4 protein-coding genes are annotated in these 7,824 nt (G+C 40.1%); 2 read left to right on the forward strand and 2 right to left on the reverse strand.

Going from position 1 to position 7,824, the window contains the following annotated elements; all coding sequences use genetic code 11:
- Nucleotides 1-99 precede the first annotated feature (99 nt).
- Nucleotides 100-558: an IS200/IS605 family transposase gene (tnpA, locus tag ACLTU0_RS03365; RefSeq protein ID WP_412321402.1), complete on the forward strand. Its 459-nt coding sequence runs from the start codon at nucleotides 100-102 to the stop codon at nucleotides 556-558.
- Between the two features lie 131 nt (nucleotides 559-689).
- Here tnpA and ACLTU0_RS03370 read toward each other — a convergent pair whose 3' ends face one another.
- Nucleotides 690-1,535, reverse strand: coding sequence for an AraC family transcriptional regulator (locus ACLTU0_RS03370; protein ID WP_308456699.1), 846 nt, complete (start codon nucleotides 1,533-1,535; stop codon nucleotides 690-692).
- A 164-nt stretch (nucleotides 1,536-1,699) separates the two neighbouring features.
- On the opposite strand from ACLTU0_RS03370, the gene ACLTU0_RS03375 reads away from it, so the two are divergent.
- Nucleotides 1,700-7,132, forward strand: coding sequence for an MGH1-like glycoside hydrolase domain-containing protein (locus ACLTU0_RS03375; protein ID WP_412321400.1), 5,433 nt, complete (start codon nucleotides 1,700-1,702; stop codon nucleotides 7,130-7,132).
- Between the two features lie 185 nt (nucleotides 7,133-7,317).
- On the opposite strand, the gene ACLTU0_RS03380 is transcribed toward ACLTU0_RS03375, so the two are convergent.
- Nucleotides 7,318-7,824 (reverse strand): tyrosine-type recombinase/integrase (locus ACLTU0_RS03380; protein ID WP_412321401.1); only part of this gene is annotated, 507 nt, incomplete at its 5' end.

Raw genomic sequence — 7,824 nt, forward strand, 5'->3', positions numbered from 1 at the left:
ACTTTAAAGTTCTGTAAGAACACTCGGTATGGTACGGTTACGCTTACAGAACCTGTACACAAATCGCATAAAATCAAGGGTTTTTAACAATGTTAAAAAATAATAAAAAGCACAGCACATTCAAAATACAGATGTCAATACCATATAGTGTTTGCACCAAAACACAGGAGAAAAGAGATATATGGTCAATTAAAACGTGATATAGGAGAAATGCTCCGAAAATTGTGTGAACAAAAGGGAGTAGAAGTAATAGAAGCAGAAGCATGTCTTGGCCATATACATATGCTGGTAAGTATTCCGCCATATTTAAGTATAGCACAATTCATGGGATTTCTCAAGGGAAAAAGCTCACTAATGATATTTGATAGGCATGCAAATTTAAAATATAAATATGGTTCAAGGAATTTTTTGTGTAGAGGTTATTATGTTGATACAGTGGGACGGAACAAAAAAGTAATTGCAGACTATATCCGAAATCAGCTTGAAGAAGATTATGCATCAGACCAGATTAGTCTGAAAGAGTGTATGGACCCGTTTACGGGTAGCGAGAGAAAGTAGGCAAAAAAGACAGCCGCACGTGAGCGGCTGCCTGAGATAGTAATGCGGTGTCAGGCTTCAATGCCCCTTAGAGGGGTTAAGCCTGTAATTGTCCATTCCAGGGACTGTGCAAACCACCAGTTTACTGGTGGTTATGATTCGTGATTATAATAAGCGTTTATATATTCTTTTGGCGTCATACCGACATTCTTTTTGAAAGTACGGAAAAAATGTTCATAGCTTGAATATCCTGTTGCTATCTGCGCTTCCGCAACTGTAAATCCCTCGCGAAAAAGTTGTTTTGCCTTTGTCATTCTCTGTAAAATAATATAATTGCTTATTTGCGTATTCGTATGCTTTTTGAAAATTCGTGATATATGATTAGGTGTTAAATAAAACTTTTCTGCAATATCCGTAAGATGAATATTCTCAACAAGGTGCGCGTTTATATACTTGATAATCTGATTGACCGTTTGCTGCGTTCCTGTAACTCTCTTTTCCACCTCGTCATTTTCAGCGTGAGTATAAATCAATCCGTCTATAATTTTCAGAATATCAAAAAATATTGATATTTCAGAAAAGGTATCGTTGTTTTTACAGGCGATAAAATCCTGCATACGATTAAGCAATAATGCTTTTTGTTTATCATCAAGAGTAATAACGATAGGTTTTTTTGTATCAGTAAAATAGCTGTATCTTTTATTGCCCGCTATAAAATTTTCAAGCCATTCCGTACTGATAGTTATAATATATCGCTTATACTCACAGTCAGGAAGTTGTGTAAACTGATGAATACAATATGACGGTATTATAAGCAGCGAATTTTCTTTGAGCGGCATTACATTATCACCGAGCAGTATATTTGACAGTGGTGTCAAACTTATATACAATTCAATCGCATTATGCGTATGTGGTGGCATTTGAATTGTAGGAATTTCATTCCTGTATATCACCTCAAATTTATTTTCAAACGAAGAATATCGGATAGTTTTATTCATACGTTCACCCCTGCTTTTAGTATATCATATTGTGGAAATCAACGCAATATAAAAATGCGTGAATTTATCATAAAACAGGCATTATTTTGACATATACAAAATCAAGATGATATTGTATAATAAAATTAACAATAAATTAAGAAATAATTTAAGGAGGCAGACCTATGAAATCAAAAGTTTTCAAACGTATTTTGTCCGCAATATTATCTATACAGATGATATGCACATTTACTCCGGCTATTGTCTTAAATGCAAACGCGGAAGAATTGCAGATGTATCTCAATGAAGATTTTACATCGGAAAATAACAAATGGACGGGCAAGACAGAAAATATGGAAATCTTAACCGACGAGGAAATTCCGTATATGCGCTATACAGCAGCAGACACAGAACAAAAGATTACACGAAAGGTTGACAACACAATTTCCGGCGGCAGCGTATATGTCGCAGAATTTGACGTAAGATTTTCAGACGCAAATTCGGGTGTTGTAGAATTATACGGCGGCTCGAAGCTTGGCCCTACTGTCATTTTTGACGGAGAGAAAATAAAAACCAAATATGGTAATCCGTCAAACTACGATACTATGTATCAGGGTGCGGAAGCGAATAAATGGTATAACGTGAAATTTCTTGCAAACGGAACAACAAGTATGGTCGGCTATACTAAGGCGGCAGGTACAGACGAGGAAGCACAAGCGACAAAGTCAGAAAAAGTAATCAGAAATTTAAAAAATACAATATTTTCAAAATTTAATGTTACAAACAAAGTAAACGGCGAAAGCGATATACGCTCCGGCGCGGTTGACGTCAGAAATATGAAAGTATATAAACCTGCGCCGACGGAGGTTACTATCGGAGTAACAGACGATATAAGCAAGGTTTCTATTCCTGCCGAGGGAACAACAAAAACAGTAAACTATCTTGTCGCAGCGGCTTTGTTTAACGGCATTGATTTATCAAGCTATGAACCGCTGTCAAAAGAATTAGTAAAGTTTGAGCTTTATAATTCAGATGATACAGAAAGTTTACAGGAGAATTTACCGACAGGCATAACATTAAATCCTGCGACAGGCGTTTTAACTGTAAGCTCCGAAGCAGACGCGGGCGAATATAACGTAAGACTTTTAAGCTATGACGGCGCGGTATATGACAGCAAAAAAATTACCATAGCGCAGGCAGGCTTAGCGGCTTCTGTAAGTCTGATAAATCCAGCTGAAAAACTTCCGATACCAAATAACGGTACTGTCAGTACAGAATTTTTTGCACAATGCTATGACAAGGCAGGCAGCGAAGCATATGGAATACCGCTTAAATGGTCGCTTTTAAATGCTGACGAAACAGAATTAAACGATAGCGGAATAAGCATAGACGAAAACACAGGTGTTATTTCTTCAACTTCATCAGCAGCGGCAAGCTCTTTTAAGGTAAAGGTTGCATTAAAAGATAATCCAAATGTTTACGAAATTTCAGAAGAAATAGAAACATATAAAATGACTGCTTCTAAAATAGATATAATCGGAGCGGATATGTTACAAACCGCGTCGCAGGTAAGTGAAACCTATACAATAAAAATATTCGACCAATACGGAGCGGAAATGCCGTCAGAGGAATTAAGCGGCTGGAACGCTGAAAATACGACAGACGGTATCACCTTTGAAAACGGAGTGCTGACAGCCGCAGCAAACAGCGACAGCGACGTTATAATTAAGGCAACATCAGGCGATATAACCGCAAGCAAGACAGTAAGAGTATATAAGCCTGTATTATCAGAAATCGCCGTAGACGGTGATATGTCAATAGAAATACCGAAAAGCGGAAATAAGAGCTTTACATATACTGCAAAGGCATACGACCAAAAGGGCATTGAAATTAAAGATACTGACTTTTCTTGGAGTATGGAAGCATATGACAATAACGGCATAACCTTTGACAGCGCAAAGGCTATGATTACAGCAGACGGCGCAGCAACAGAACAGACCATAACGGTTACCGCTTCAACTGCTGATATAAACGGCAGTTTAAAGGTTGTAGTTACAAAAAATCCGTTTACATACAAGCCTGTTGACGGCGGCTTTGAAATTGATAACGGAAACAAAAATTATACGCGTCCTATATATGCGGCGCATACAAACGATAATGGCGAAACCTCGTTCAGATATATCTATTATCTCGGCGACAGACCGAAATTGGTATTATCAAATGCGGGTACAGGCACAAGTTTTTTCCGTTTCGCTCATATGTTCCTTGGAATAAAGGACGGAAAATGGCTTGATGAAATGAGCAATATAACTGCAAGATATGTAAACGGACACGAGGAATATGTCATAAAAGACAGTTCCTTCGAGGGTGAAATAAAGCTGACATATACACGCTCGGACAAAATCGACGCTATGCTTGTAAAAGCGGAGCTTCCCGACAGTGTAAAGGATAAGCTGGTAGTTGCAGCGGCAGGCGGAAACCGAATAGACAGTAAACAGCCTACGGGTGGAAATTCAAGCGCACTTGAATTTAGTCCGTCTGATACAAATTCAACTGTTCCGACCTTTACTGATAATTCATTCAGTATCACAGGCTCATATGCTACAATAAGCGGCACATCAAATGTAAAAATGAATTATGCCGCAAAGGACTCGTCAATGTACAGTTCAGGAGTGGACGCGTTATTAACCTCAACAGCGGCAAATCAACCAATGGTAGTAGGTACGACTGACGGTAATACCGAAAATACAGTATATATGATGATTACAACAGATAGTCCGTCAGAAAACAAATATTTTAATGAATATCAGACAAACGCAAGAGAAATATTCAATGACAGCGTTAATTATTTTAAGGGAGTTGCGGAAACTATAAAAATTGATACTCCCGACCCGTACATCAATTCAGCTATGCGCGCTCAGGTTATGGCAATGGATAACATATGGGATAATCCTGTTATAACTCACGGGGCAATCGGCTGGCATAACGGACAAGGCGGCTGGCGCGGCGGCTATTGCTTTGTAAATGCAGGCTGGAGCGACAGAATAAAAACTAATATTCAAAATTATATTGCAAGACAGGAGAAAGATACAGGAAGAATATGGGCATATCCATCTCACGACGGACGCTATAATATGAGCCTTGTAATGGTAGACATTATAATGCAGTATTGGGATTGGACGGGAGATGACGCGTTCTTTTCAGAGGAGGGCGGATATGACTTTATCGCCGGACACCTGAAATTTATGGACGATTATATGCAGGTTCCTGGAACAAATTTATATGAAAATTGGCTTGATGCTTGGAATACCGATAATAAATGGAATAACGGCGGCGCAGGCTCAATAGCCACAGCATATACTTGGAGAGCATATAATACAATGGCAAAAATCGCCGCAAAGCTTGGTAAGACAGACGATGCGGCAGCATATCAGACAAAGGCTGATTTAATCAAAAAGGAAATGAACGAGCAGCTTTGGAACGCTGACACAGGCGTATTCGGCGAGGTAAAGGAACGCTTTGGTTACGGCAGACTTAACGCCGCGCCTGATTTATCGTCAATATATACCCCTGTTGATATGGGTATTGCGACTGATGAGCAGGTATATCAAATGATGAGATTTACCGATTACGCTGTTCCGAGTGTTGCAAACTTAGATAAAATTTGGGACAATATAGATTTTAAGTATTCTTCAAACAGACTGCCCGAATATTATTCAAGCGACGGATTGTATGTTGAGGAGGTTATGAATAATGCCCTTGCATATTTTGAAAACGGTCAGCGCGAAATGGGAATGAAACAGTTCAGAGCTTGTCTTGTTCCCCTTATGAAAGGAAGCTCGGCAGGTCAGGGAACTGTTCAGCATATCGTAAAAGCCGATTTATCAAATAACGGTCATATTGACTTTGCAGACTGCACATCCCAATATGCGAGAACAGCAGCAGAGGGTATATTCGGAATAAAAGTAAATGTTCCGGACTCAAAAGCTGATATAAAGCCCGGCTTCCCCGCAGATTGGAAATATGCGTCTATAAAAATGGACGCTGTAAGCTATGACTATAAATACGAAAATAACACAGATAAATTCAGCGTAACATCAAAAGAAAATTTAAGCTATGAAATGCACGTTCCGACAAGAAGCTCAAAAATTACAAGCGTTAAGGTAAACGGCACGGAGGTAACAGACTACACTGTTGATAATTTTGTGAATGTAAAAACTCCTGTCGGCAACAGCGCGGTTGTCGAGGTAACATACGCAAATGACGAAATCGCAAAAGTAGAAACGGAGGCTGTCGGCGGTAAAAACTCCGATTACACTGTTAAATCAAACGGTAAAATCACAGCGATTTCAGACCCGCAGAGCTTAATTACAAATACGGACGGTATCGGCACAGATACAATAACAGTAAAATTAGGCGAAAAGTCAGGACATCATACATTCTTTGTTACAGTAGAGAAAAACGATATGACCGCAGTGTTGCCTGTTGACCTTGAAATTAAGGACGCAGTTGAATTAACCGATATGGAAATTGTTACAGGCGCAAATGCAGGAATAAAAGTAAAGCTCACAAATAACACTGAAAAACAGCTTACATTAAACGCTGTATTGTCAACCGTAAGCGGAAAAGTTACAGAAGAAAATATAACAATAGCTGCAAAAGGCGCAAGCAATGAAATTCTTGTACCGATTGAAAATGAAACCGATTTAACACCCGGTAATAATAAGGTTACAGCAGTTTTAAGCGGAGATATAGACAATACAATTTACGGTGAAATTACCGCTTGGGATTTAAAGGATACCGTAACAAATACTGCGGAGCAGTATCAGACAATATCGCTTGACGGCGTTGTAAATCAGGATTTGAGAACACTTCACCAAAATACATATGACCTCACTTATGAGGGCAACGAGCATTACAGACTTGAAAGATTTTATTGGTCGTCTGACGCGGAAAGAACAGTTCTTCCGAACGGACGCGCTTGGTGGGAGCCGAACAGGGGCACGAACGGTGTTCCGAGCAGTCTTAATTTACCGTCAAGCGGCGGTGAATATACAACTAATATAGGTGTTCCGTTTAAAATTTCATCATCAGAGGGAAACAATGCGGCGTTTGTATCGCTGTATAATCAGTTCCCCGACAAGATGAATATTCCCGTTAATACAGACGGTTCAAAGATTTACTTTATGTTAAGCGTATCTACAAACAATATGCAGAGCAGAATTGAAAACGCGAGAATTACAGTCAATATGAAAGACGGAACAAAGGAGATACTTCCGCTTACAAACCCTGATAATATTGACGATTGGCTCAATTATCAGCAATCAAAACCGTATGCGGAAGCGGGATATGTGCAAATGCTTGGCGACAAGGCACATTCAAATATTCTCGCTCTTGACTTTGGCAAGGTTAATCAAATAGAAAGCGTTGACTTTGAATGTCTTTCAAGCGAGGTCTTAGCAGGTCTGTTAGGAATAACAGTTGTAAAGGGAGAATTTGAAGAACCGTTCTCGGTTGGTGAAATAGAATTTGACAAAACAGAATTAACCGCAGGAGAAACAGTTACGGCAACTTCTGCTATAAAAAATAGTAGAATTTTTCTCTCTCGCACAAGATGAATAGAAGCCCGTTAAGGGATAGGAAAACGCCGAAAACCCGCATGAACACTACGTTTTTGTGAGTTGTCGGCGTTTCTTTTACCCTCTGTTTTCATGGTGCTTTTTCCGTAAATGGTGCCCAAATGGTGCCCAAATTCCACGCGGGCATATAAAAGGTTGTAAAGAGCAGTAAAGAGATACAGCGGTTAAAGGTCTATTTCGCTGTGTTTTTTCTTTGCTGCCCGTTTTCCTTTTTTCGGCTCGGCTTCCTTTGGTTTCTCCGGGGCTGCTTTTTCCACCGCGCTATGGTAAGCGTCCAAAACTTCTTTTTTTCGTTCAAGCCGCACGTCCACATAACGGGCGGTAACAGCTTCAAAGTTCATGGAAAGCCCAAGCGACGCGCCGATACCCGCAAGCGTATGCCCCAAGACTTCGCCAACCGTATAGAAGTCGCCTGTCAGTTGGTGCATATTGGTCGCTGCCGTATGTCGTAAATCGTGAAAACGAATGTGCGGCATATCCAAATCTTCAAGCAGCTTTCCAAATTGAGAGGACACCCACGACGCGGCGATAGGTGCGCCGTCCGGCTTTGCTACAACAAGGTCATTGTCATAGTAAGGCTTTCCGTCTTTTGCTGCCTGTTCTTTCTGTACTTCCTGCATGGCAAGCTGTTTGAGGAAGAACGGGCGGGCAAGCTCCGTAATGGGTAGCTT

It is taken from the genome of Hominilimicola sp. (assembly GCF_046972485.1).
GTDB classification, from domain to species: Bacteria; Bacillota; Clostridia; order UBA1381; family UBA1381; genus Hominilimicola; species Hominilimicola fabiformis.